Annotated in this window: 27 protein-coding genes and 1 riboswitch; of the genes, 25 read left to right on the top strand and 2 right to left on the bottom strand. The window is 40.9% G+C overall.

The window, feature by feature from the left end:
- Positions 1-106 precede the first annotated feature (106 nt).
- From H8716_RS11805 to rsfS, 11 genes are all read left to right on the top strand, one after another.
- Positions 107-1972, top strand: a complete 1866-nt coding sequence (locus H8716_RS11805; RefSeq protein WP_249309047.1) for a TIGR03960 family B12-binding radical SAM protein — start codon at positions 107-109, stop codon at positions 1970-1972.
- Entirely contained in the window at positions 1947-2666 is a 720-nt protein-coding gene (locus H8716_RS11800; protein ID WP_334299714.1) for a TIGR03936 family radical SAM-associated protein, read from the top strand. The genes H8716_RS11805 and H8716_RS11800 overlap by 26 nt, the downstream gene beginning before the upstream one ends.
- A complete protein-coding gene (locus H8716_RS11795) occupies positions 2593-3855 on the top strand; it encodes a ribonuclease E/G (protein WP_249309045.1) in 1263 nt (420 codons plus the stop codon). The genes H8716_RS11800 and H8716_RS11795 overlap by 74 nt, the downstream gene beginning before the upstream one ends.
- A 143-nt stretch (positions 3856-3998) precedes the next feature.
- A complete protein-coding gene (gene rplU, locus H8716_RS11790) occupies positions 3999-4304 on the top strand; it encodes a 50S ribosomal protein L21 (RefSeq protein WP_249309044.1) in 306 nt (101 codons plus the stop codon).
- Positions 4305-4309: 5 nt separating this feature from the next.
- A complete protein-coding gene (locus H8716_RS11785) occupies positions 4310-4630 on the top strand; it encodes a ribosomal-processing cysteine protease Prp (protein ID WP_249309043.1) in 321 nt (106 codons plus the stop codon).
- Positions 4631-4633: 3 nt separating this feature from the next.
- Positions 4634-4921 carry a 50S ribosomal protein L27 gene (gene rpmA / locus H8716_RS11780; protein WP_117449318.1) on the top strand — a complete coding sequence of 96 codons (288 nt, stop codon included), beginning with the start codon at positions 4634-4636 and terminating at the stop codon, positions 4919-4921.
- A 54-nt stretch (positions 4922-4975) separates the two neighbouring features.
- Complete coding sequence (gene obgE / locus H8716_RS11775) at positions 4976-6268, top strand: GTPase ObgE (RefSeq protein ID WP_249309042.1); 1293 nt, start codon at positions 4976-4978, stop codon at positions 6266-6268.
- Positions 6269-6280: 12 nt separating this feature from the next.
- Positions 6281-6574: a ribosome assembly RNA-binding protein YhbY gene (yhbY, locus tag H8716_RS11770; RefSeq protein WP_249309041.1), complete on the top strand. Its 294-nt coding sequence runs from the start codon at positions 6281-6283 to the stop codon at positions 6572-6574.
- Positions 6575-6587: 13 nt separating this feature from the next.
- Positions 6588-7199 (top strand): nicotinate-nucleotide adenylyltransferase, encoded by a 612-nt coding sequence (gene nadD / locus H8716_RS11765; RefSeq protein WP_249309040.1) that lies wholly within the window; start codon positions 6588-6590, stop codon positions 7197-7199.
- Positions 7200-7241: 42 nt separating this feature from the next.
- Complete coding sequence (gene yqeK, locus H8716_RS11760) at positions 7242-7826, top strand: bis(5'-nucleosyl)-tetraphosphatase (symmetrical) YqeK (protein ID WP_249309039.1); 585 nt, start codon at positions 7242-7244, stop codon at positions 7824-7826.
- A gap of 11 nt (positions 7827-7837) precedes the next feature.
- Positions 7838-8197 carry a ribosome silencing factor gene (rsfS, locus tag H8716_RS11755; protein ID WP_249309038.1) on the top strand — a complete coding sequence of 120 codons (360 nt, stop codon included), beginning with the start codon at positions 7838-7840 and terminating at the stop codon, positions 8195-8197.
- Positions 8198-8311: 114 nt separating this feature from the next.
- On the opposite strand, the gene lexA is transcribed toward rsfS, so the two are convergent.
- Complete coding sequence (lexA, locus tag H8716_RS11750; RefSeq protein WP_249309037.1) at positions 8312-8932, bottom strand: transcriptional repressor LexA; 621 nt, start codon at positions 8930-8932, stop codon at positions 8312-8314.
- 105 nt (positions 8933-9037) lie between these two features.
- A riboswitch (ZMP/ZTP riboswitch) is annotated at positions 9038-9120 on the top strand.
- 103 nt (positions 9121-9223) lie between these two features.
- Between lexA and H8716_RS11745 the strand changes: the two genes are divergently transcribed.
- The 14 genes from H8716_RS11745 (at position 9224) to H8716_RS11680 (ending at position 24153) form a co-directional block, all read left to right on the top strand.
- A complete protein-coding gene (locus tag H8716_RS11745; protein WP_249309036.1) occupies positions 9224-9940 on the top strand; it encodes an IMP cyclohydrolase in 717 nt (238 codons plus the stop codon).
- A 21-nt stretch (positions 9941-9961) separates the two neighbouring features.
- Complete coding sequence (locus H8716_RS11740) at positions 9962-11137, top strand: phosphoribosylaminoimidazolecarboxamide formyltransferase (RefSeq protein ID WP_249309035.1); 1176 nt, start codon at positions 9962-9964, stop codon at positions 11135-11137.
- A 344-nt stretch (positions 11138-11481) separates the two neighbouring features.
- Complete coding sequence (locus H8716_RS11735) at positions 11482-12402, top strand: sugar phosphate isomerase/epimerase family protein (protein WP_249309034.1); 921 nt, start codon at positions 11482-11484, stop codon at positions 12400-12402.
- Positions 12403-12434: 32 nt separating this feature from the next.
- Positions 12435-13496 (top strand): substrate-binding domain-containing protein, encoded by a 1062-nt coding sequence (locus tag H8716_RS11730; RefSeq protein ID WP_249309033.1) that lies wholly within the window; start codon positions 12435-12437, stop codon positions 13494-13496.
- An 81-nt stretch (positions 13497-13577) separates the two neighbouring features.
- Positions 13578-15077 (top strand): sugar ABC transporter ATP-binding protein, encoded by a 1500-nt coding sequence (locus H8716_RS11725; protein WP_249309032.1) that lies wholly within the window; start codon positions 13578-13580, stop codon positions 15075-15077.
- 1 nt (position 15078) lies between these two features.
- Positions 15079-16047: an ABC transporter permease gene (locus tag H8716_RS11720; protein ID WP_249309031.1), complete on the top strand. Its 969-nt coding sequence runs from the start codon at positions 15079-15081 to the stop codon at positions 16045-16047.
- A gap of 10 nt (positions 16048-16057) precedes the next feature.
- Positions 16058-16966, top strand: coding sequence for a ribokinase (locus tag H8716_RS11715; protein WP_249309030.1), 909 nt, complete (start codon positions 16058-16060; stop codon positions 16964-16966).
- 178 nt (positions 16967-17144) lie between these two features.
- Positions 17145-17885 (top strand): DeoR/GlpR family DNA-binding transcription regulator, encoded by a 741-nt coding sequence (locus H8716_RS11710; RefSeq protein ID WP_249309029.1) that lies wholly within the window; start codon positions 17145-17147, stop codon positions 17883-17885.
- Between the two features lie 65 nt (positions 17886-17950).
- Positions 17951-18979: a Gfo/Idh/MocA family oxidoreductase gene (locus tag H8716_RS11705; RefSeq protein ID WP_249309028.1), complete on the top strand. Its 1029-nt coding sequence runs from the start codon at positions 17951-17953 to the stop codon at positions 18977-18979.
- A gap of 24 nt (positions 18980-19003) precedes the next feature.
- Complete coding sequence (locus tag H8716_RS11700; protein WP_249309027.1) at positions 19004-20008, top strand: Gfo/Idh/MocA family protein; 1005 nt, start codon at positions 19004-19006, stop codon at positions 20006-20008.
- Positions 19995-20906 carry an allose kinase gene (gene alsK / locus H8716_RS11695; protein ID WP_249309026.1) on the top strand — a complete coding sequence of 304 codons (912 nt, stop codon included), beginning with the start codon at positions 19995-19997 and terminating at the stop codon, positions 20904-20906. The genes H8716_RS11700 and alsK overlap by 14 nt, the downstream gene beginning before the upstream one ends.
- 5 nt (positions 20907-20911) lie before the next feature.
- On the top strand, positions 20912-21568 hold the full coding sequence (locus H8716_RS11690) for a hypothetical protein (RefSeq protein WP_249309025.1): 657 nt from the start codon (positions 20912-20914) through the stop codon (positions 21566-21568).
- 138 nt (positions 21569-21706) lie between these two features.
- Positions 21707-23626, top strand: a complete 1920-nt coding sequence (locus tag H8716_RS11685) for a CapA family protein (RefSeq protein ID WP_249309024.1) — start codon at positions 21707-21709, stop codon at positions 23624-23626.
- A gap of 194 nt (positions 23627-23820) precedes the next feature.
- Complete coding sequence (locus H8716_RS11680; RefSeq protein ID WP_249309023.1) at positions 23821-24153, top strand: LysM peptidoglycan-binding domain-containing protein; 333 nt, start codon at positions 23821-23823, stop codon at positions 24151-24153.
- A gap of 35 nt (positions 24154-24188) precedes the next feature.
- Here the strand turns inward: H8716_RS11680 and H8716_RS17740 are convergent, their stop codons facing one another.
- Positions 24189-24944 carry a diguanylate cyclase domain-containing protein gene (locus H8716_RS17740; protein WP_330606612.1) on the bottom strand — a complete coding sequence of 252 codons (756 nt, stop codon included), beginning with the start codon at positions 24942-24944 and terminating at the stop codon, positions 24189-24191.
- Positions 24945-25150 lie beyond the last annotated feature (206 nt).

The following is a 25150-nucleotide window of genomic DNA, read 5'->3' as shown; positions in this document are numbered from 1 at the left end:
TTATTTGCCCTTGAACTTCCTCTATATTCCGTATATAATAGGAATACTGTGAAAAAATAGGTTTTCACGCGTACCCGTTATTAGGATGATTTCTGAAAGGAAAAGTATGAGAAAATTAGCGTTAAGCGATGAGATTTTACTGAGTATTGAGAAGCCGGCGCGTTATATCGGCAATGAAGTGAACTCAGTGATGAAGGATAAAGAAAAGATTGATGTCCGGTTTGCCATGTGTTTCCCGGATGTCTATGAGATCGGTATGTCCCATCTTGGCATTCAGATTCTTTACGATATGTTTAATAAGAGAGAAGACATCTGGTGTGAACGCGTCTATTCTCCATGGGTAGACCTGGACAAGGTGATGCGGGAACAGAATATTTCGCTGTTTGCACTGGAATCCCAGGATCCAATTAAAGACTTTGACTTCCTTGGTATTACCATCCAGTATGAGATGTGCTACACCAATATTCTTCAGGTCATTGACTTAAGCCAGATCCCTTTAAAAGCTACGGATCGTGGAGAGGACTGTCCAGTTGTCATCGGCGGTGGTCCTTGTACCTACAATCCGGAACCGCTGGCAGAATTTTTTGACCTGTTCTATATTGGGGAGGGTGAGACGGTTTATTTCAAACTGGTGGATCTGTATAAAGAATGTAAAAAGCAGGGACTGAGTCGTAAAGAGTTCCTGTATCAGGCGTCAAAGATCCCTGGCATCTATGTACCAATGTTTTACGATGTGACTTATAACGAAGATGGAACCATTGCAGATTTCACACCAAATCGTGAAGGTGTACCGAAACAGATCGAGAAACAGATAGTGATGGATCTGTCTGATGCTACCTATCCGACTGCACCGATCGTGCCATTTATCAAGGCTACTCAGGATCGTGTGGTTCTGGAGATTCAGAGAGGATGTATTCGTGGATGTCGTTTCTGTCAGGCTGGTATGCTGTATCGTCCAACCAGAGAACGTGATGTGGAGATGCTGAAAAAGACGGCCATTGCCATGCTGGAATCTACAGGGCATGAAGAAATCTCTTTGAGTTCCCTGAGCTCCAGTGATTATTCCAAGCTCCCGGAACTGGTGAACTTCCTGATTGACGAATGCAGACAGCGTGGGGTAAATATTTCCCTGCCATCTCTGCGAATCGATGCTTTTTCTCTGGATGTGATGAACAAAGTACAGGATGTCAGAAAGAGCAGCCTGACCTTTGCACCGGAAGCAGGATCCCAGAGACTGCGTGATGTCATCAATAAGGGATTGACGGAAGAGATCATCATTAAAGGTGCAGGAGAAGCCTTTGAAGGTGGTTGGAATAAGGTAAAACTATATTTTATGCTGGGGCTGCCGACAGAGACACCGGAAGACCAGAAGGAGATCGCGCATCTGGCCGAGAAGATAGCAGAGCGTTATTATGAGATCCCGAAGGATCAGAGAAATGGAAAGTGTCAGATTACGGTCAGCACATCTTTCTTCGTGCCGAAGCCATTTACCCCGTTCCAGTGGGCAAGAATGTGCACCATTGACGAATTCCTTGGCAGTGCCAGAACTGTTAACCATGAGATCAAGGATCAGTTAAATAAAAAGAGTATCCGTTACAACTGGCATGAGGCAGATGTTTCCGTACTGGAAGGTCTGCTGGCAAGGGGAGACCGCAAAGTGGCAGAGGTGCTGAAGGATGTGTACGAACATGGCGGTATCTATGATGCATGGTCTGAGACCTTTGATAATCAGAAATGGGTGGATGCCCTGGAGCGTACCGGTACGGATATGAATTTCTACGTACACCGAGAAAGAAGTCTGGAAGAAAAGCTGCCATGGGATTTCATTCAGATTGGTGTGACGAAAAAGCATCTGTTAAAAGAATGGGAAAGAGCCCATCAGGAAGAAGTAACGGTGAACTGTCGTCAGAAATGTGCAGGCTGCGGTGCAGCATGTTATAAAGGAGGTGTCTGCTTTGAAAATCAGAATTAAATTTGCTAAACAGGGCGTGATGCGATTTATCGGACATCTGGATATCATGCGTTATTTTCAGAAGGCTATGCGCCGTGCCCATATCGATATTGCATTTACAGAAGGCTTCAGCCCCCATATGATTATGTCCTTTGCAGCACCTCTGGGTGTTGGACTGACCAGCAACGGAGAATACATGGACATTGAGATCAAATCTCCGATTGCTTCTGCAGATGCCATAAGACAGTTAAATGAAGTCATGGTAGAAGGCATGGAAGTCTTAAGTTTTCGCCAGATCGAAGAGGGCAAGGCAGGTAAAGCAATGTCTCTGGTGGCTGCCGCAGATTATACGGTATCTTTCCGCCCTGGATATGAACCGGCAGATGGATGGCAGAAGCGCCTGGAAGAATTTGCAAAGAAAGATTCCATTGTAATTCTCAAAAAGACGAAGAAAAGTGAAGTAGAGACCGATATCCGTCCGATGATTTATGCGTTATCCGTGGATGGAGATAACGTGCATATGACACTGGCTACCGGAAGTGCAGCCAACTTAAAGCCGGAACTGGTGATGAGTGCATTCCTGAAAAATGAAGGATTCGAGCTGCATTCCTTTGCTCTGTCAGTGAACCGGGATGAGGTATATGCGGACATCGGAACAGAAGAGGAACGGAAACTGGTATCTCTGGAAAGTCTGGGTGAAGACATTGTCCTCTAAATTAGTCATTACTTCTTATCATGAGGGACTGGCTTCTGTTACATTTTCAGACCGCCATCCCGTCGATATTTGCCTGGAACAGCCAGAGGCTGGATATCAGGTAGGAGATATTTATATTGGCAGGGTACAGAATGTGGTGAAAAATATCCGTTGTGCCTTTCTGGATCTGGGAAATGGTGTGACAGGATATTATGCACTGGATCAGCGGATGGCACCGTTCTATACGAAAAAAGGTGCATCCCAGAATATCCAGCAGGGTGATGAACTGCTGGTTCAGATCAAAAAGGATGCAGTGAAAACAAAAGCTTTGGCTTTATCAGCCGAGCTTACCGTATCCGGACGATATCTGGTGGCAGTCATTGGCAGCCGGCAGATATCCGTCTCCTCCAAGCTAAAAGCCATTGGGGACGGTGTTAACTGGCACTCTTTGCTGTCTGTGGACGAAGGCGTTGGCTGGATTGTCCGTACGAATGCGCAGGAAGCCACAGGAGAGCAAATCCTGCGAGAAGCAGAGTATCTTCAGGAATATTGCAGGAAGCTTACGGATACCGCCATACACCGTGTCTGGGGCACCTGTATGCACAGCACCGGTGCGGAATATCTGGATCTGATCAAAGGCGCCAGATCAGGAGAACTGGAAGAGATCCTTACTGATTCTGACACTATCTACGAAAAGGTAAAAAGCTACCTGAAAGGCTTTCAGCCGGAAGATCTGGACAAGCTGACTTTTTATCAGGATAAGCTGCAGCCCTTGTATAAAAAGTATCCGGTGGAGACAGCAATTGACGAAGTGCAGCGGGAGCGGATCTGGCTGAAATCCGGCGGTTATCTGGTGATCCAGATGACAGAGGCACTGACCAGCATTGATGTGAATACCGGAAAATATGACGGAAAGAAGCAGTCAGAAGAAACTTTTCTGAAAATCAATCTGGAAGCTGCAAAAGAAGCTGCCAGACAAATCCGCCTGCGCAATCTGGCAGGTATCATCATCATTGATTTCATCAATATGAAAAAAGAAGAGAACAACGAATATCTGCTTTCTGAGATGCGAAAGTTCTTAAAACAGGATCCTGTACTGACGGTTCTGGTAGACATGACTCCGCTGGGGCTGGTGGAGATCACTAGAAAACGAACCAGAAAGACCGTAGCCGAACAGATGAAAGCACTGGAAAAAGTCTCAGAAAAATAATCGAAAAAAGATCAGAAAAATAGAAAAAAGCATTGACAATGTGAAAGAGTTATGCTAGATTTATGAAGTATGCCGCATAATGAGGTTCAAATGCTGCGATGCAGCTACCGTATTTAGCGAGTAATGATAATAGGAGGTGCCATATGTACGCAATTATTGCAACAGGTGGTAAACAGTACAAAGTAGCCGAAGGCGATATCATTAACGTAGAGAAGCTTGGTGTAGAAGCAGGTGAGACTGTTACTTTTGATCAGGTTCTTGCTGTAAGCAATGATGGTCTTAAAGTTGGTGCTGATGTAGCAGACGCTACAGTTACAGCTTCAGTTGTTAAGAACGGCAAAGCTAGAAAAGTGATTGTTTACAAGTACAAGAGAAAAACTGGCTATCATAAAAAGAATGGTCACAGACAGCAGTACACACAGGTTAAGATTGAAAAGATCAATGGTTAATCTTTATGATTAAGATTACTGTGTATAGCAGACAGGATCAATATACAGGTTTCCGCAGTGAGGGACATGCAGGATATGCAGAGGAAGGATATGATATTATCTGTGCCGCTGTGTCTGTATTGTCAGTGAATCTGGTGAATTCTATTGAGGAATTTACAGAAGACGGTATGGATGTGACGTCCGGTGACGGACTGATCGAACTGAGATTAGATGGTGAGCTTTCCCAGGAAGGTCAGCTTCTGATGCGGTCCTATATATTGGGTGTTCAGTCTGTACAGAAGACTTACGGTAATGAGTATATTGAATTAGTATTCAAGGAGGTGTAGGACATGTTAAATATGAACCTTCAAATCTTCGCACATAAAAAAGGTGTTGGTTCTACAAAGAACGGTAGAGACTCCGAATCTAAGAGATTAGGTGCGAAAAGAGCTGACGGACAGTTTGTAAAAGCTGGAAACATCCTTTACAGACAGCGTGGTACAAAGATCCATCCAGGATTAAATGTAGGACGCGGTGGAGATGACACATTATTTGCTACAGCAGATGGTGTTGTAAGATTCCAGAGAAAAGGAAGAGACAAGAAGATCGTTTCTGTCATTCCTGTAACAGAAGAGTAAAAAGTTGGCTTCAAATCGTTTCGGTTTGAAGCCATTTTTGTACGGAGGTAAAATATGTTTGCAGATAGAGCGAAAATCACGATTTGTTCCGGCAAAGGCGGCGATGGACATGTCAGTTTTCGAAGAGAGTTATTTGTAGCAGCTGGCGGACCGGATGGCGGTGACGGAGGAAAAGGTGGTGACGTCATTTTCGAAGTAGACAAGGGAATGACGACGCTGGGAGAGTACCGTCACAAACATAAGTTCAGTGCGCAGCCAGGTGAGAATGGTGGGAAATCAAGATGTCATGGTGCAAATGGCTCCGATATAGTATTAAAGGTTCCGGAAGGAACTGTCATCAAAGATGCAGAGAGTGGCAAAGTTATTGCTGATATGTCTGGCGATAATATGAGACAGGTCATCTTAAAAGGCGGAAGAGGGGGGCTTGGCAACCAGCATTTTGCTACCGCTACTATGCAGGTGCCAAAGTATGCACAGCCAGGTAAGCCGGCACAGGAACTGGTAGTTACTCTGGAACTGAAGGTGATCGCAGACGTGGGATTAGTAGGATTCCCGAATGTGGGTAAATCCACACTGCTGGCTCATGTAACCAATGCCAAGCCAAAGATTGCCAATTATCATTTCACCACATTAAGCCCGAATCTGGGTGTGGTAGACTTAGATGGCAGCGGATTTGTCATTGCAGATATTCCCGGCCTGATTGAAGGCGCATCTGAAGGCGTGGGACTTGGACACGAATTCCTGCGTCACATTGAGCGTACCAAGGTCATGATCCATCTGGTAGACGCTGCATCTACAGAAGGAAGAGATCCGATTGAAGATATCTACAAGATAAACGAGGAATTACGTGCTTACAACGAAGAGATTTCAAAGAGACCACAGGTCATTGCTGCGAATAAGATTGATGCGATCTACGCGGAAGAAGATGAAGACCCGATTCAGAAGCTGAAGGATGAATTTGAACCACAGGGTATCAAGGTATTTCCGATCTCAGCAGTAACCGGTCAGGGATTGAAGGAACTACTGTATTATGTACGTGATCTGTTAAATGAGCTTCCACAGGAACCGGTAGTATTTGAACAGGAATTCTTCCCGGATGAAGTAAGAATCGATGACAATCTTCCGTATACGGTTACCAAATCTGAGGAAGACGATCATACTTATATTGTGGAAGGGCCTAAGATTGAGAAGATGCTGGGTTATACCAATCTGGAATCGGAAAAGGGATTCTTATTCTTCCAGAATTTCTTAAAAGATACCGGTATTTTACAGGAACTTGAAGACGCAGGCATACAGGAAGGTGATACTGTCCGTATGTATGGTCTTGCATTTGATTATTATAAATAAGAGGAAAATAGCATGACAAGTAAACAGAGAGCATATTTAAAAAGTCTTGCGATGACCATGGATCCGATTTTCCAGATTGGAAAATCCAGCCTGACACCGGAAAACACAAAGGCAATCGCAGAAGCTCTGGAAGCGCGGGAATTGATTAAGATCAGCGTTCTTCAGAACTGTATGGATGATCCGAAGGAACTGGCACAGGTAGTATCTGAACGCACCAAGTCTCAGGTAGTCCAGGTGATCGGCAAGAAGATTGTGTTATATAAAGAGGGCAAGGAAAACAAAAAGAAAATCATGCTTCCAAAATAATGAGGGAAAACCAATGAAGAGAAAAATAGGCATTTTAGGTGGAACATTTGATCCCGTTCATGTGGGCCATTTAATTCTCGCAGAGCGGGCCTATTATCAGTTTGGTCTGGAGGAAGTGCTGATTATGCCATCTGGTAATCCGCCACACAAAAGGAACCGGATCAACAGGGCATCTCTGGAGGAACGCATCGAGATGGTGCGTCTTGCCATTGAGGACAATCCTCATTTTACCCTTTCTCTGGATGATGCCCATGAGATGGGGTATTCTTATACAAGAGAGACCCTGGAGAGATTAACAGCCCAGAATCCGGAGGTAGAATACTATTTTATCATGGGTGCAGATTCCCTGTTTACCTTCGAAGAGTGGAAGGATCCTGATCAGATTGCCAGACTGGCAGTGCTGGTAGCAGCAGTCAGGGATCATGTCAGCGATCAGTCCATGGAACTTCAGATACAGCATCTGACACAGAAATACGGGGCTGATATCCGGGTACTGGATGTACCCAACATGGATGTGTCATCCCGCATGCTGCGTGACTGGATCAGAGAGGACAGGAGTGTACGGTATTATCTGTCAGATTCAGTGATATCTTACATTAAGAATACTGGACTGTATCAGGGCTAGAATATTCCCAGACAAAAGAAAATCAGGAAGTGTAGATCTAAGATGAGTTATAATTTTTCAAAAACAAAAAAAGCATTGCGCAAATATCTGGATCGTGATCGTTTTGAACATTCAGAAGGGGTCATGTATACAGCAGCAGCGCTGGCTATGCGGTATGGAGAAAACCTGGAAAAAGCTCAGATCGCCGGTATTCTTCATGACTGTGCCAAATGTATACCGGACAATAAAAAACTGAAGATCTGTGAAAAAAATCATATTGAAATCACAGAAGCTGAAAAGTGCAGTCCTTTTTTGCTTCACGCAAAAGTGGGTGCCTATATTGCAAAAGAAAAGTATGATATCGAAGACGCGGAGATTCTGGATGCCATTGCATGTCACACCACAGGCAAACCGGCTATGACGCTTCTGGATAAAATTATTTATATTTCGGATTATATTGAACCAATGAGAAGTAAAGCATCGAATCTGGAAGAAGTGCGGAAGATGGCGTTTGTGGATCTGGATGAAACACTGTTTAAGATTCTTTCAGATACTCTGGTGTATCTGGAAAAGTCTTCAAAAAAAATGGACCCGATGACCATGCAAACCTATGAATACTATAGGGAGCAGAGAGATTCTGCAAAGTAAAGGAGAACCGAATGGAAAATGCAAAGTCAAAAGAGATGGTAAAACTTGCAGTACAGGCACTGGAAGATAAAAAAGGGGAAGATATCAAGGTTATTGATATTACAGGAGTATCTGTCCTGGCAGATTATTTTATTATTGCAAGCGGTACGAACAAGAATCAGGTACAGGCTCTGGTAGATAATGTAGATGAGACACTGGGAAGAGCCGGCTATGAAGCAAAACAGATGGAAGGTTACGCAACTGCCAACTGGGTACTGTTGGATTACAGTGATATTATTGTACATGTATTTGATTCAGAGAATCGTCTGTTCTATGATCTGGAAAGAATATGGAGAGACGGCAAGACCATTTCACTGGATGAGCTAAAGTAAAAGAAGGGTTCAGCCATGGCTGCCCTGGGGATAATTGGACATTGTAATAAAGTGCAAAAACTAAGACCGTATAGAAGAGACATGTTCTTCTATACGGTCTTTTGTCATATCTGTCTAGTGAAAGAAACGGAATACACCGATAACTTTGCCCAGAATCTGTAATTCGCCTTGTACAATGATTGGTTCCATGGCATCATTCTCCGGCTGGAGACGGTAATAACCATCTTCTTTATAAAAAGTCTTGACCGTAGCACTATCATCAATCAGAGCTACTACAATCTCTCCGTTCTCAGCAGTGGATTGCTGCTGCACAAGAATCTGATCACCGTCCAGGATACCTGCATTAACCATACTTTCCCCTTTCACATTCAGCATAAAAGTCTGGCTGTTTGGCATAAATTCAGCCGGAATTGGGAAATAGTTCTCTACATTCTCCACTGCAAGAATAGGTTCGCCGGCTGCTACACGGCCCACAACAGGTACATTCACCAGTTCTCTTCTCGCAAGATTAAAATTATCATCCACGATCTCGATGGCTCTTGGCTTGGTTGGGTCACGACGGATATATCCGTTGCGCTCCAGAGTCTCCAGATGTGAATGGACAGAAGAGGTAGACTTTAGATTCACAGCATCGCAGATGTCACGGACTGTAGGGGGGAAACCTCTGTTGATGATTTCATTCTTGATATATTCTAAGATCTCAGCCTGCTTCGGACTGATTTTTCCATATGGCATATTTTGTGTCCTCCCGAACATGTATTCTATTACCAGTATATAATACTTTTCCCGGAAATGCAACGAAAAAGGACTTGAGAATTTGAAAAGAATAGTGTAAGATAAAAGAAGTTGTACGACTGGCGGATTAGTAGGGCAAACCTACAGGGAGTACAACGTTTCTTAAGCCGACCGCCTGGGTGACGTCTTTCAATAAGTGCGTCCCCAGGTTTTTTATTGTCTGAAAATCATCTTACAGTAAGGTGCACTTAATAAGGACACTCTATTTTACCAACTGAAAGGAGAAAACTTATGAAAATGTTATCATTAGAGCAGGAATTAAAGGAAAACGCATATCCTGGAAGAGGAATTGTCATCGGTAAATCCGAAGATGGAAAATATGCAGTGACTGCTTACTTTATTATGGGACGCAGCGAGAATAGCCGCAACCGTGTCTTTGTGACAGAGGGAGAGGGTATTCGTACGCAGGCATATGATCCATCCAAGCTGACGGATCCAAGCCTGATTATTTACGCACCGGTACGTGTACTTGGAAAAGAAACGATTGTAACCAACGGAGACCAGACCGACACGGTATACGAAGGCGTATCCACGGGACTTACATTTGAGCAGTCATTAAGAAGCCGCGAGTTTGAACCGGATGCACCGAACTATACACCACGTATTTCCGGCATGCTGACAGTAGAAAATGGCAGATTTGATTATCAGATGTCCATCTTAAAAAGTAATAACGGTAATCCTGCTGCCTGCAACCGCTATACATTTTCCTATGAAAATCCGGTAGCTGGTGAAGGACATTTTATCCATACCTATCTCTGTGATGGCAATCCGTTACCAAGTTTTGAAGGTGAACCGAAACTGGTAGCAATTCAGGATGATATTGAGATCTTTACTGAACTTTTATGGAACAGTCTGAATGAGGAAAATAAAGTATCTCTGTTTGTCAGATACATTGATATCGAAACTGGAAAATATGAGACAAAGATTGTGAATAAAAATGAAGCATAATGGAATAGGAGTGAATCATCGATGAAAGAATTACAGTTAAAATACGGTTGTAACCCAAATCAGAAGCCTTCCAGAATCTATATGAAAGACGGTGAACTGCCAATTACCGTATTATCCGGAAGACCTGGATATATCAATTTTCTTGATGCATTAAATGGATGGCAGTTAGTAAAAGAATTAAAAGAAGCTACAGGACTGCCTGCTGCCACATCTTTCAAGCATGTATCACCTGCCGGAGCAGCTATCGGTCTTCCTCTGACAGAGACGCTTGCCAAGATATACTGGGTAGATGACTGCGGTGAACTTTCTCCGCTGGCAAGTGCCTATGCAAGAGCCAGAGGTGCAGATAGAATGTCTTCATTTGGAGATTTTATTGCACTTTCCGATACCTGTGACAAAGACACTGCCATGCTGATCAAGAGAGAAGTATCCGACGGTGTCATTGCACCTGGTTATACCGATGAGGCACTGGAGATCCTGAAAGCAAAGAAAAACGGCAACTATAATGTGATTCAGATTGATCCGGCATACAGACCTGCGCCAATCGAGCACAAAGAAGTCTTCGGTATCACTTTTGAACAGGGGCGTCAGGAACTGCCTATCAATGATGAATTGTTATCCAATATTGTGACCGAAAATAAAGAGCTGACAGAAGAGGCCATCCGTGATATGAAGATTGCCCTGATCACTTTAAAGTATACTCAGTCCAATTCTGTCTGCTTTGTCAAAGACGGACAGGCTATCGGTATCGGAGCAGGTCAGCAGTCCCGTGTACACTGCACTCGTCTTGCAGGACAGAAGGCCGATAACTGGCTTCTCCGCCAGAATCCAAAGGTCATGAATCTGCCATTTAAAGAAGGCATCCGCCGTGCAGACCGTGACAATGCCATTGATGTCTACATTGGTGAAGAATACATGGATGTACTGGCAGATGGAGCATGGGAAAAAGTATTTACTGAAAAACCGGAAGTCCTTACCAGAGAAGAAAAACGTGCATGGCTGGATCAGATGGATGGTGTAACACTGGGATCTGATGCATTCTTCCCATTTAGTGACAATATCGAACGTGCCCATAAGAGTGGTGTAAAATACATTGCACAGCCAGGCGGATCTGTAAGAGATGATCTGGTCATCGAATGCTGTAACAAATATCAAATGGTAATGGCATTTACCGGAATCCGGTTATTCCATCATTAAATTATACTGTAATAGATCAATTAAAAAGATGCAGATAGAGAGAATTCTCCGTCTGCATCTTTTTAATTTAAAAAAGAACTAAAAATATTCAATTAATTTCAAACTTTAGTTAGAACAAACTGACAGAAAATGAAAAATGATGAGTTAGTTGAAAATGAAATAAAAAGAAAACAAATGAAATAAAATGAATGATTTATATGTTGATAATGCACAATAATTATACAACAAAATTAGTAAAAATATAAAATATTATAATTTATGCGAAAATACGGTTGACAAAATATGAAAATATTACTATCATATGCTTACAAGATATGAAAATAAAAGAAAGGAAATGAAAAATAGTGAATTATGCAGGAAGAATTAATTCATTTATTTTCAAAGGTGGTACTGTTCTGGATGCTATAAAAGAATACCGTAAGATGAATGGATTAACACATCTGGAATTCAATTATCCGGAACATATTGCTGGATATGACCTGAACGATATCAAAGAAGCGATGGGAGACTTGAAGGTAAATGGATTTGCGATTCGATGGAGAAACCGATTTATCAATGGTAATTTTACAAATCCGGATTTACAGCTCAGACAGGAAGCTATTCAAATGTGCAAAGATGGTATAGATGCCTGCAGAGAACTGGGGGGTTCAGTAATTACACTGTGGTTTGAAAATGATGGATTCGATTACCCGTTTCAGCTGGATTATGAAAAAGCATGGGATATGATGGTAGACGGCATCAGAGAAGTAGCCGATTATGCACCGGATATGAAGATCAGCATTGAATATAAGCCATTTGAAGAAAGAAGTTTTGCAATGGTAGACAGCACCGGAATGACGATGCTGCTGATTGAAGAAGTGGACAGACCGAATGTTGGATGTACTCTGGATTTTTGCCATATGTTGATGAAGAACGACAGTCCTTCTTATGGAATTGCACATGCGGCAAGAAGAGGAAAGTTATTTGGTTTACATATGAACGATGGATATGGCAAACAGGATAATGGCTTGATTTTTGCATCTGTGAACATTGGACTGTGTGCAGAGTTCGTATATTATTTAAAAAAATATCATTATACCGGAGTGGTATTTTTTGATACTTTTCCAAGAAGAGAAGAGGCAGCGCCGGAAACACAGGCCAATATCGATGCCTTTGAAAAAATTTCACATTTGATTGATGAAATAGGAGTAGATAATATATCTGATGTGGTTTCAAAATGCGATGGTGTCAGCGCGTCTAAACTGATCCTGAGCCTGTTGAAATAAAAAACGAATATAATGTAAAAGGAGAAAAGAAAATGAAAAGAAGAAATTTAGCAGCAGCATTGTTTGCAACATTAGTAGTTGGAAGTGCATTTGGGGTATGTGCAGAAGATGAATTCAATCCAGACAAAGTAGAAGATGCCATGACAATCGAACAGGTACGTGAAACTTTAGGAGAAGAAGTTCCGGTTGCAGACGGTCTTTCCTTTGGATGTGTTATGAAATCTCTTTCCAACGAATTCTGGCGTACACTGGAAGAAGGTTACCAGAAAGCAGAAGAGAATGTAAAAGCAGCCGGTGCTGATTTTAGCGTAGAAATTGATGCTACAACAGATGAAGCAGATGAAATTGGACAGCAGACAATGACAAGCAATTTTGTAAACCAGGGAGTCAGTGCAATTCTTGCAAGCCCAATTTCCGACTCAAACCTGACATCTGCAGTAGAAGATGCTCAGTCAAACGGCATTCCGGTATTTAATGTAAATGATGGACTGATTGCAGCAGCAGAACATTATGTAGGACCGAATGCATACCAGAATGGTTTACTGGCAGCAGAATGGGTTTCTGATAAACTGGGTGATGAAGGACAGGTTGCCGTTGTAATTGGTATGGCAAAAGCATTTGCAGCAAGAGAAAGAACAGCAGGCTTCGAAGACTGGATTAAAGAAAACAATTCAGGACTGGAAATCGTTGCAGAACAGAATGCTGACTGGGATCGCCAGAAAGCAAAAGAATTAACAAATACATGGATTCAGCAGTATCCTGATCTGAAAGCAATTTTCTGTAACAATGATGACATGGCTCTTGGTGTTGTCGAAGCAGTGGAAGAAGCAGAAGCAGATATCCTTGTAGTAGGTGTAGATGGTATTGGTGAAGCATATGATTCCATTCGTGCCGGCAAACTGGATGCGACTGTTGACTCCTTCCCATATTATATGGCTCAGGTAGCGACAGAAGTTGCTCTTCGTTCCGCAGCTGGACAGGATATTCCTCGTGTAGTTGCAACTCCACAGGCTTTAATTGATTCTGAAAATGTAGATCAGGACGCAGCGGAAATCATTGGCTGGACAGATACTACTTATACTAAGGCTGAATAATTCAGAAAGTGCTGTAGCAAAATGGCAGATTTGATGAAATACTCATTTCTGCCATTTTAATAAAAAGAGGAGGGCGAGACAGTGGCAAAAGCAGTTGAGTTTGTCAAAATCAATAAGCGATTCCCAGGAGCGCACGTATTGAAAGACATTTCATTTTCTGTTGAAGAAGGTGAAGTACATGCTCTTTTAGGTGAGAATGGGGCAGGTAAGTCTACATTATTGAATATTTTGCACGGAGTATATCCGGAATATGAAGGAAAAGTATTATTACATGGAAAAGAAGTTGCATTTAAGGATGCAAATGATGCTATTGTAAATGGCAATATTTCGAAAGTACATCAGGAAACGCTGGTGGTAAAGGATTTAACAGTTGGACAGAATGTAACGATGGGGTATGAACCTCATAAAGGATTATTTGTAGATTTTAACAAGATGCACAAAGATGTAGATGAGATTCTTGTGGAATTGAATTGTAAATTTAAAGCGGAAGATTTGGTGAGTACACTGACATCAGGAGAAATGCAGATGCTGGCAATTGCCAGAGCTTTGTACCACCATTCAAATATTATTTCTCTGGATGAGCCGACGGCTTCTTTAACATTAAAAGAAACAGAAGCGTTATTTGAAGTTGTCCGTAAATTGAAGGCACAGGGAGTTACGATTTTATATGTAAGCCATCATCTGGAAGAAATTTTTCAGATTTGTGACAGGGCAACCATTTTACGGGATGGTGAATATATTGAAACATTAGATGTATCCAAAACAACCAGAGAAGAATTGATTCATGCAATGGTAGGACGTAATGTCGCAGCTGTAGCAGGTCGTCTGAAACCGAGTCCGAAAACAGATGAAATTGTTTTAAAAGTAGAGAATCTTTCCAGTGGCAATAATTTCCATAATGTCAGTTTTGAACTGCATAAAGGAGAAATCCTTGGATTTTTCGGGCTGGTTGGAGCGGGACGAACGGAAGTTATGAGAACAATTTTCGGAGCAGACAGAAAGACTGGCGGAACGATTCAACTGAAAGGAAAAGAAATAAAAGGCAGATGGAATACAACAAAAGCTTTGAAATCAGGAATCGGTCTTGTACCGGAAGATCGTAAAACACAGGGATTTTTGTCACTGTCTTCCAATACGGATAATGTAGCTATTTCCAGTTTAGAAAAATATTTAAGTGGCGGCTTTATTGATGAGAAAAAGAAAATTCAAAATGCTGAATATTTCTTTGAGGAAATGGATGTACATCCAAGAAGAGTAGATTACCTTACCAAAAACATGTCAGGTGGTAATCAGCAGAAAGTAATTCTTGCAAGATGGATGTCGACGGATGTGGAAATTATCATATTTGATGAACCAACCAAGGGCGTTGATGTAGCCGCAAAAGCAGAAATCTATCGTTTGATGGAAGAAATGGTTGCAGAAGGAAAGAGCCTGATTGTTGTATCATCAGAACTTCCGGAAGTTATCGGTATCAGTGACCGTCTGATTATCATGAGTGAGGGGCAGATTACCGGAGAACTTACCAGGAAAGAAGATTTTATAGAAGATAGTATTATGAACTTTGCTATAGGAGGAAACTAAGATGAATAAGTTTATCGCAAAAAATAAGCGTGAGCTTGTTGTTGCACTTGCAACACTGGCAATGGCTGCAATTTTTACTATTATGAATCCGGCTTTTGTTACGTGGAATAATATTTTAACCGTATTACAGCAGATGGTATTAAATGGAATTCTGGCTGTAGGAATTATGTTTACTATTATTACAGGCGGTATTGATCTTTCCATCGGATGTACCTATGCAATTACCGGTATTTGCGTTGCATGGTGTACAGTTCATGGTGTGAATCCATTTCTGGCAATTCTCATTGGTATTATAATCGGACTGATTCTTGGCGCATTTAATGGTTTCCTTGTTACAGGAATGAAGCTTCAGCCTTTTATTGCAACGTTAGGAACCATGAGTCTTTATCGTGGTATTGCATATGTAGTAACCGGTGGTATACCTGTGACCAATGTACCTGACAGCTACAGAAATATCTTTAACGGAAAAATGGTATTTGGTCTGCGATATTATATTCTTGTTATGGTAATTGTGTTTGTAATAGGTTATATTATTCTTGCAAAAACAAGAACAGGTGCATATTTATACGCAGTTGGAGGAAATGAGGAAGCTGCAAAACTGTCTGGTGTAAATGTTGTGAAGACGAAATATATTGCCTATATTGTCTGTGGAATCTGTGCAGCAGTAGCCGGAATGGTCATGCTGGCATCCCTTGGATCAGCAGAAGCGACAGCGGGTAACGGATATGAGACGAATGCCATTGCGGCAGCTGCAATTGGTGGAACAAGGATGGCCGGAGGACGTGGAACTGCGTTCGGAACCTTTATTGGGGCACTGATGCTGGCAGTATTAAAAGTAGGAATGGTTGTTATCAATGTAGATTCTTTCTGGCAGTATGTAGTAACAGGTCTGATTATCATTATTGCATCCTATTTTGAATTTATGCAGGCTGATATTGCAGCATTCATGGCTCGCAAATCAAACAAATAAGGAGTAACAGATGCGTAAAAAAGTAATTGTTGTTGGTAGTCTAAATTATGATATTTTTACAAAGATTCCGCACAGACCAGAGCTGGGTGAGAATCTTCCGGTAGATGAAGTATCCTTTTCAGCAGGAGGCAAGGGCGCCAATCAGGCGGTCCAGGCAGCAAAACTTGGAATGGAAACTTATATGGCAGGATGTGTTGGAAGTGATGCCATGGGAGATATGCTTCTTGCATCAGCAGAAAAATTTGGTCTTCATACAGAATATATCCGAAGAACAGAAGAGCCTACCGGTATGGGACTGGTCAGCGTACTGCCTGATGGAAGTGTTTATGCCAATATCATTCGTGGTGCAAATTTTGCGATTACCAGAGAAGATGTTGACCGGTTGGGATCACTCTGGGATGAAGCTGGTTATGTTATGATCCAGATGGAAATTCCAATGGATATTAACCGTTATGTGATTGACAAAGCAAAAGCCCATGGGTGTAAAGTAGTTCTGAATGCAGCTCCTGCAGAAAAATTTGAGAATGAATATATGAAAAAATGTGACATTCTGGTTGTAAATGAAGTGGAAGCAGGTTTTTATGCAAATGAAGTGATTGATAGTCTGGAAAAAGCATGTCGGCTGGCAGATAAAAAGGCTGCTGATATGGGAAATAGCTGGATTATTACTATGGGAAAACAGGGTGCGGTAGTAAGTAACGGGCAAAAGCATGAAGTAATACCTTCTGAGAAGGTAAATGCCATAGAGACCACTGGTGCAGGAGATTCCTTTATAGGTGGAATGATATATGCATTAAATCATGAAATGGATTTATTTGATGCATGTAGATTTGCCACAAAATGCAGCGCAGTCACAGTAAGCAGAGTAGGTGCCCAGGATTCCATGCCGACACTGAAAGACCTGAATACGAAACAATAAAATGGGATGAAACGCCTCCCGGCAACAGTTTTCTGTTTTCCGGTAACCGGAAATATTCGGATATTGCGGCAAAATTCCTGAATTTTCTCCAGAATTTCACAGGAAAGCAGAAAACTGTTTTAATGAAAAGAAATAATATGATACAATAATATCATTAAGAGAATGGGATGGTGTGAGTATGATTCCTTATGAAAGAAGACAGCGGATACTTCAGAAGCTGGAAAATAGAGACGTAGTAACAATCGAAGAATTGATTGGAAGTATTGAAGATGTTTCTGAATCTACAATACGAAGAGATTTAAAATTACTTGCAGAAGAAGGGCACATTAATCTAATGAGAGGAGGCGTGTCCATTGTAAAAGAAGGATCTCTGGATACACAGGTAGATTCCAGACTTCTTTTGAATACCGATGCAAAAGAAAGTATTGCAAGATGTGCGGCAGAGCTGGTATTTGACGGTGAAGTAATTTATATTGATGCCGGATCTACGCCATTGAAAATGATCAAATATCTCAGAGATAAGGACATTACGATTGTTACGACTAATGTACTGATTTTCCAGGAACTTGCAGGTGCGAAGGCAGAATGTATAGTAGTTGGCGGAGAAGTAGATGTGTCCACCGGATCGGTGGTAGGAGCCCTGACAGTTTCTACTCTGGAAGACATGTTTTTTGACAGATCTTTTATTGGAGCAACCGGATTCTCTAAAAAGTCCGGAGTCAGTACCCCAGATCTTAAGGAAGCACAAAAGAAGAAAGTTGTGAAGAGAAATTCCAAGCATACTTATGTGCTGGCAGACAGTTCAAAAGCCGGAAAAATGACAATGTGTAAAGTGTTTGAACTGGCTGAGGTGACCGTTATCTGTGAAAAAGATATTGACTTGCTTCATGACTGTGGAAATTATTATATAGCAGAATAAAATATAGAAAAAATGTAGAAGCCGCATGGGAAAACCTACGGCTTCTTTTTATAAAGGAGGAAAAAATGATAACAGTAGCGTATGTAGGATTTGGAGTTAGTGTAAGGGAATATCATATTCCTTATGTGGAAAACAGAGATGATGTAAAGGTAAAATATGTTTTTCGAAGGGAAGAAGATATTGCACAGAATGCAGCTTATGAGCCATTTTATCCGGAAATCATTTTTACAACAGATTTTAATCAGATCCTGAATGATGAAGAAGTAAATCTGGTAGTAGTAAATACTCCGGATCAGTTTCATGTGTTTTATGCAAAACAGATTTTAAATGCCGGAAAGCATGCATTAATTGAAAAACCTTTTGCGCCAACAGCAAAAGAAGCCAGGGAAGTATTTGTTCTTGCCAAAGAAAAAGGTCTGATTTGTATGCCAAATCAGAACAGGCGATTTGATGCAGATGTATTGGCTGTAAAAGAAGTACTGGCCAGTGGAAAAATTGGTGATCTGGTAAAACTGGAAAGTCATTATGACTATTTCAGAGAAGATGGATGGTATCCATATTTTGGAACGTTGTACAATCTGGCAGTTCATACGATTGATCAGGTTATCAGTATGTTTGGTATGCCAGATCAGACGCATTTTGATGTAAGAAGTATTCATCATCCGGGAAAAGCAGATGATTACTATGATCTGGAATTTTATTATGGAAACAGCAAGGCAACTGTAAATACCAGTATGTGTGTTATGATTGATTATCCAAGATTCACAGTGCATGGAACAAAGGGAAGTTTTACGCTGCCGCCAGTGGTACATAATTCTGGAAAGAAGAAAGTAGTAGGACGTCATAAAATCAGTAGGGCTAACGCACCAGAAGACAGATGGGGAACACTGGTTTATGAGAATGAAAACGGAGAACGGGTGACAGAAAAAGTGCCGGTAGGATGTGCGCATTATGAGAGAATTTATGACAGCCTGGTAGATGCAATTGAACACGGAAAAGAGAAATGTGTAAAAGACGAAGAAGTGATTCGCGTTCTGGAAATTCTGGAAGAAGCTACCGCAGTTGCAAAATCGCACAGTCCGGAAAACAGGTAGGCTAAAAGCAGAAAGGAAAATTCAATGATAAATGAAATCAGACTTGGCACTATTGGAACGGGAGTTATTGTACATTCTATTTTAGACGGAGTAAAAAGAACAGAGGGAATTCGTCTGTCTGCCGTATATTCCAGAAACAGGGAAAAAGGAGAAGCCTTGCAAAAAGAATATGGTGCAGAAAAAGTATATACCGATCTGAATCAGATGATGTCGGACCCAGCCGTAAATTTTGTCTATGTGGCATCGCCAAATAGTCTGCATTACGGGCAGACAAAAATGGCACTGGAACATGGGAAAAATGTGATTTGTGAAAAACCTTTTTGTACAGATAGATCACAGATAGAAGAATTGAGAGACATTGCCAGAGAAAAACAACTGTATTTGATAGATGCAACTCCAACGGCTTTTTTACCTAATTTTCAGATATTGAAAGAACAAATTCATAAAATAGGGAATCTCAGACTCGTATTATGTAATTACAGCCAGTATTCCAGCAGGTATGATCAGGTATTAAAAGGAAATATCCCAAATGTATTTAATGCAGAATTTGCCGGAGGTTGTTTGCAGGATATCAATTATTATAATGTGTATTTTAATATTGCATTGTTTGGTAAACCGGAGCAGGCAGTTTACTTTGCGAATATGTGTCCGGGAAAAGTAGATTCTTCCGGAATTATGCTTATGAAATATCCTGGATTTGTCAGTGAATGTGCAGGGGCAAAGGATACATGGGGAGTGAATTCAGCTCAAATCGAAGGAGATCAGGGTTATATTTATGTGAGAAATGGTTCAAATGGAATAGAGCATATTGAAGTGGTCACCAGACAGGGCAAAGAAGAATTTAACGTGCAGTCTGATCTGGATCGGTGGTATTATGAAGTGCAGAATCTGACAAAAAAAGTGCTGGAAGGAGATCAGAATTATTTTACGGAACGGTTATCTGTAACAGAAAATGTTATCGACATAATTACAAAGGCTCGAAAAGAGGCTGGTATCTGGTTTGCGGGAGAACATCATGAAGGAAGATAAACGGTGTATCATTGGAGTGGATATTGGTGGAACCTTTTTCCGAATTGGCGCTGTTGACCAGGAACAGAATATTTTACAGTTTCAAAAGGTCAGAGTCAGAAATGTAATACATTCTGAAAATGTACTTGACGATCTTTGTAATTTCCTGATAGACTTTATGACCAAAGTACCATATAAAGCAGAGGGGATTTCTATTGGGTTTCCTGCTACCATAGATCGAAACAGAACTATGGTAGTACAGGCACCGAATATCAGGTTTATGGAACAGCTGCCAGTGAAGAAATATCTGGAAGATGCATTTCATATACCGGTATATATAGAACGTGATGTATGTATGACAATGGAATATGATCTGCAAAAGTATCACATTCCAGATTGTGAACTGGTCACAGGATGCTATTTTGGTACCGGAATTGGAAATGCAGTATATTTAAATGGCAGACCATTGCTTGGAAAAAACGGTGCAGCAGGAGAGATCGGTCATATTCCGGTGGATGGAAGTAAGAAGATATGTGGATGTGGAAATGTTGGATGTATGGAAAGCCTGGCGGGAGGAAAATACCTGAATGAGCTGGCAGAAAATGCATTTACAGGACTGCCAATCGGTGAAATATTTACTGTCCATGGAAATGATCCACGGTTGAAAAAGTTTGTACAACGTATGGCTCAAACTGTTGCGACAGAAATTAATATTCTTGATCCTGACTACATGATTATAGGTGGCGGCGTTCCAAATATGAAGGATTTTCCAAAAGAGTACTTTATAGAGATGACTCATAAATATGTTCGTAAACCGTTTCCAGAACAAAATCTGACACTGATATTTGCAGAAGATCTGGAGGAAAAAAGTGTTATTGGTGCTGCTTTGTATGCAAGAAAAATGAAGGAAAAAGCATAAACAGAATGGAAGAGTATTTACCTGTCATAGAAAAAAAGTTTCATCGGTTACTGGTAAAAGGAAAAATTGAGAGACGAAATGCACATGGTACGTCACCGGTCTATCATGCAACTGCTATTATTATAGCAGTATTGCCTGATGGGAAAATACTTCTGTCAGATAAGACAGAAAAACAACGGGCGAAAGGGCAGAACATCCCATTACAAAATCATATTTATGATACCTTTGGCGGACATATGACTTATGAAAGAATTCCAGAAAAAGAGTTGGAAACAGGGATTAGTCTGGATACGTTTAAAAAATGTGCCTGCAGGGAATTGTATGAGGAACTTCTTGTAGAAGAAGATGGAAAAAGATATGGGATCAGAGTACGAGATGAAAATCTGGAGACAGTAGGTTTTTATGAAATGGTAAATGACCATAATAAAGAATATTCATGGGTATTTTTACACCGACTAATGTATAAGAAAAAGTATGTATCTGAGGATACACTGGAGACGCAAAATGGATGGATGACAATACAACAGCCGGTACGAGCATTTTCCTACAAAGAAATACAGGATATTTTTCAAAATAATACAGACGGAAATTTTCTCTCAGATGGACTTGGCAGAGTATTAAGAAAAGATGACAGATTAAAAAACTATATTAATAATCAATAAACAGCAAAACCTCAGTGTGACAACGCTGGGGTTTTCATTTTGAAAAACAATTTGAAGCTTTCAGATTGCACGATGACAAATATGCAGAAAAATGCTATGATATCAAAGAGTAAGTCTAAAAGACATGAGGGAGATAAAATGGACGAAGAACATAGCAGAGAAAATCTTCAAAAAGAAGAAAAAAATATAGAAGAGCGCACTGTAACAGAAGATAAAACAGAAGAGAGCAGCTCAGCAGGAGAAGCAAACGGGGAAGAGATTGCAACAGCCAAACCGATAGCGCGAGAGGCGTGGAATGCGGTATACAGCCGGGAAAAACGCCTGGAAGAGTTACGCAGAAGGCGCATGGAAGCGGCATCAAAGGCAACCAATCAGCAAAAGAAAGATCCGAAACAATTAGTTCAGAATGATGATCATTCAGCATCCAGTGCTGATATAGAAAAAAAGAATCATCATTTGGCATCCGAGACAGAGACGTGTTCGATGGCTGATGCACCAGAAAATGATACGGAAGAAAAAACAGTAGAAGAAAAGCCAAAGAAATCTTCAGCAAAATCGGTTCCAGGCGGTCTGAATCTGGAAAAGATTAAGAAACAATTACGAAGAAATATAACTTTATGGAAATCCGAACGGGAAATGCAAAAGAAACGCCATGCCAATATTCGCACAGAACTCACGCCTCAGGAGTATGGAAAGTATCTCGTCCGGGAATGGTTTGGCGGTGAATGGAAGACCAGTATCATTACACCGATACTTGGAGTTGGCGTGTTGATTCTGTGCATGAATATGATTCAAGGAGCAGCAGGGAAGAGTATTCCTGAACCGGAAACAGAGATACAGACCGAATCGGAGACAGCTTACGTATACCCGGAAAAGGACATAACCATCGGAAGTACCGGCTGTATGCTGCTTCATTCCCCATTCATAGACTCTTATCCGGATGCAGAAGGTAATTATGATTTTTCAACGATTTATAAATATATTACACCGTACTACAGTGCACCTGATTTTATGACTTGTGAGTTTGAAGGCTCTTTGGCAGGTCCGGATGCCGGGTATTCAGGATATCCGTTATTTCTTTCTCCGGACGTGATTATTGAGAATATCAAAGACAGCGGCGTAGACCTTCAGTTTCTGGCAACCAATCATGTATACGATGGCGGTTCAGATGGATTTCACCGTACTATGCAGGTCTATGATGAAAAAAATATCGCATTTTCCGGTATCAGGGAAAACAGTACCGCTAAGCAGTACGTGGTGGAAGATATCAATGGTGTGAAAGTAGGATTCATTGATTATGTCTATGAAACAGATGGAACAGGTACCAATCTGAATGGTATTCCACTTGCAGAAGATGACTGGGATCTGGTGAATTCTTTTGATTACAATGATCTGGATAGCTTTTATAAAGAAATGCAGAGTAATATTGCATCCATGAAGTCTGAGGGTGCACAGTTTATTATTGCACAGATGCACTGGGGGATTGAATATCAGTTAGAAGAAGCGGATTATCAGGATGAGATGGCTCAAAAACTATGTGATCTGGGAGTGAATGCGATCATTGGAGGACATCCTCACTGTGAACAGCCGATCGATGTGTTGGACACCTCTGATGGCAGCGGTCATATGTTCTGCATTTATTCTGAGGGAAATGCATTAAGCAATCAGCGTACTTATCTGATGGATGAAATGCCAACCGGACATACGGAGGATGGAGTAATGGTGACACTGACACTGCATCAGAACAGTGATGGCAGTGTAGAGATCAAAGATGTGGATCTGCTGCCAACCTGGGTATACCGTTATCAGGATAATGACGGTTCCAAGTATTACATACTTCCACTGGATGATGTGGAGAATCTTGAGAAGACAACCGGTATCAGTGATATTCAGCAGGAAGCACAGGATTCCTATGATCGTACCATGGAAGAATTAGGACCCGGACTGGAAAAAGCAAAACAGATATTTGGAGGCAGCAGTGTGTCAACTGCCACGGCAGATAATAAAACCAGTAATACAGGCACTGGAAGCAGTCTGATGAATCTGGGAGTGGAATAAAACAAATGAATCAAAATATAGAATCCTTCAGTCATGTTGTGGCTGGAGGATTTCATATTTTAAATGAGAATAATATAGATAACCCTTGTTTTCAACAGAAGAACAAATGTTCGAAATAAGTTGACAAACATATGTTCTTGCTGTATAATACATTCAAACAGAACAAATGTTCTGAATTGAATGGGGGATAAAACATGAGTACACAAAAGAAACTAAGAAGAAAGCAGATTAAAAGAAATAGACGAATATCCTTATGTATATCCATATTGTCTGTTTCTTTTTTATTGATTATTTTTTTATGTAATTTTAAAGTGACTGCAGAGAAACCTGCTATTTATAAGTACTATACAGAAGTCCGTGTTGATCGTGGGGATACCTTATGGAGCATCGCAGACCGGTTTATGACAGAAGAATATACTTCCAGAAGAGCTTATGTACGAGAGATTCAGCAGATTAATAATCTGGGATGCGAACTGCAGTATGGGAAGAGAATACTGGTACCGTATTACTCAGAGGAAGTGAAATAGCCATAAATGTTTGTTTTTAAAAATTAATGAAAGGCTTAGTCACTGTTGCCCTGAACTTGCCAGAAAAATTTATCACTGTAACGAATTTGCATATCTTCCCAATCCATGAACAATACATAAAATACTTTTCCGTATTGCTGGCTTTCTACAATTCTTCCATGATCAAGCACAGAAAGGTAAGTTCCGTCAGCTTTTCGAAGATGAAAATGAATATAGTCATTTTCATTACCGCTGTCAATCTGTTCCCAGATATTTGATTCTATCTGTTTTTGTTCGTCTTCACGAATCAGGTTACGGAAACTTTTTTTAGTAAGTCTGAATAATTCATCTAAACTTTTATATCCGGTCATATGAAGAAACTCAACGTTTGCATAGAATAGTTCATCATCTTCTTTGGCTGCTCTATATATAATAAATGCACCTGGAAGATGTTCAGAGATATCTTTAAGAGCAAATCCAAGTTGTTTGCGGACTCCTGATTGGAGCCCATTTCTGTAAGCCATACATCCATTTTTTCCATGAAGTTTTATTTCATAAAGAGCTGCATCTGCACAACGCATAAGCTGTGAATGGTTTGCTGCAAATGTTGGATATTCTGCATATCCGAGAGATATATAAAAAGTATGTTTTTCACCGTGATATGAGAAAGTCTTTGGAAGCATTGTAAATTGTTGTAGCTGTTTATCTGCTTCTTTCAAGGTACAATTTGGTAAGAGAATGCAGAATTCATCACCACCGTTTCTTCCCAGTAATGCATCGGATGAGAAAAAAGCCTTCATGCTGTCTGCAATGGCATTAAGTTAAGAAAATCTCACATCACAGAAATGTGGTGTGGGATTTTTTTTAATAAACTATTGACAAATCAGTCATAAAATGCAGCCGCTTTAGCTACTTCTCAAAGTTCTCAGTAGCTAAAGCGGCCCTTGTAATTAGAAAACATCTATTTACAAGGAGGAAATCGCATGAATAGGAACTCACAGAAATTAAGGGATTTATT

The organism is Jingyaoa shaoxingensis, from assembly GCF_014385005.1.
GTDB classification, from domain to species: domain Bacteria; phylum Bacillota; class Clostridia; order Lachnospirales; family Lachnospiraceae; genus Marvinbryantia; species Marvinbryantia shaoxingensis.
This window is presented reverse-complemented; position numbering and strand designations above follow the sequence as displayed.

Bases quoted from the DNA above. Each gene is read 5' to 3' on its own strand.
- rsfS (WP_249309038.1), top strand. From the start codon at position 7,838: ATGGAAAATGCAAAGTCAAAAGAGATGGTAAAACTTGCAGTACAGGCA.
- obgE (WP_249309042.1), top strand. From the start codon at position 4,976: ATGTTTGCAGATAGAGCGAAAATCACGATTTGTTCCGGCAAAGGCGGC.
- yqeK (WP_249309039.1), top strand. From the start codon at position 7,242: ATGAGTTATAATTTTTCAAAAACAAAAAAAGCATTGCGCAAATATCTG.
- H8716_RS11720 (WP_249309031.1), top strand. From the start codon at position 15,079: ATGAATAAGTTTATCGCAAAAAATAAGCGTGAGCTTGTTGTTGCACTT.
- H8716_RS11740 (WP_249309035.1), top strand. From the start codon at position 9,962: ATGAAAGAATTACAGTTAAAATACGGTTGTAACCCAAATCAGAAGCCT.
- yhbY (WP_249309041.1), top strand. From the start codon at position 6,281: ATGACAAGTAAACAGAGAGCATATTTAAAAAGTCTTGCGATGACCATG.
- rpmA (WP_117449318.1), top strand. From the start codon at position 4,634: ATGTTAAATATGAACCTTCAAATCTTCGCACATAAAAAAGGTGTTGGT.
- H8716_RS11680 (WP_249309023.1), top strand. From the start codon at position 23,821: ATGAGTACACAAAAGAAACTAAGAAGAAAGCAGATTAAAAGAAATAGA.
- H8716_RS11730 (WP_249309033.1), top strand. From the start codon at position 12,435: ATGAAAAGAAGAAATTTAGCAGCAGCATTGTTTGCAACATTAGTAGTT.
- nadD (WP_249309040.1), top strand. From the start codon at position 6,588: ATGAAGAGAAAAATAGGCATTTTAGGTGGAACATTTGATCCCGTTCAT.
- H8716_RS11785 (WP_249309043.1), top strand. From the start codon at position 4,310: ATGATTAAGATTACTGTGTATAGCAGACAGGATCAATATACAGGTTTC.
- H8716_RS11700 (WP_249309027.1), top strand. From the start codon at position 19,004: ATGATAAATGAAATCAGACTTGGCACTATTGGAACGGGAGTTATTGTA.
- lexA (WP_249309037.1), bottom strand. From the start codon at position 8,932: ATGCCATATGGAAAAATCAGTCCGAAGCAGGCTGAGATCTTAGAATAT.
- H8716_RS11715 (WP_249309030.1), top strand. From the start codon at position 16,058: ATGCGTAAAAAAGTAATTGTTGTTGGTAGTCTAAATTATGATATTTTT.
- rplU (WP_249309044.1), top strand. From the start codon at position 3,999: ATGTACGCAATTATTGCAACAGGTGGTAAACAGTACAAAGTAGCCGAA.
- H8716_RS11710 (WP_249309029.1), top strand. From the start codon at position 17,145: ATGATTCCTTATGAAAGAAGACAGCGGATACTTCAGAAGCTGGAAAAT.
- alsK (WP_249309026.1), top strand. From the start codon at position 19,995: ATGAAGGAAGATAAACGGTGTATCATTGGAGTGGATATTGGTGGAACC.
- H8716_RS11705 (WP_249309028.1), top strand. From the start codon at position 17,951: ATGATAACAGTAGCGTATGTAGGATTTGGAGTTAGTGTAAGGGAATAT.
- H8716_RS11690 (WP_249309025.1), top strand. From the start codon at position 20,912: ATGGAAGAGTATTTACCTGTCATAGAAAAAAAGTTTCATCGGTTACTG.
- H8716_RS11685 (WP_249309024.1), top strand. From the start codon at position 21,707: ATGGACGAAGAACATAGCAGAGAAAATCTTCAAAAAGAAGAAAAAAAT.
- H8716_RS11795 (WP_249309045.1), top strand. From the start codon at position 2,593: ATGCGGACATCGGAACAGAAGAGGAACGGAAACTGGTATCTCTGGAAA.
- H8716_RS11745 (WP_249309036.1), top strand. From the start codon at position 9,224: ATGAAAATGTTATCATTAGAGCAGGAATTAAAGGAAAACGCATATCCT.
- H8716_RS11805 (WP_249309047.1), top strand. From the start codon at position 107: ATGAGAAAATTAGCGTTAAGCGATGAGATTTTACTGAGTATTGAGAAG.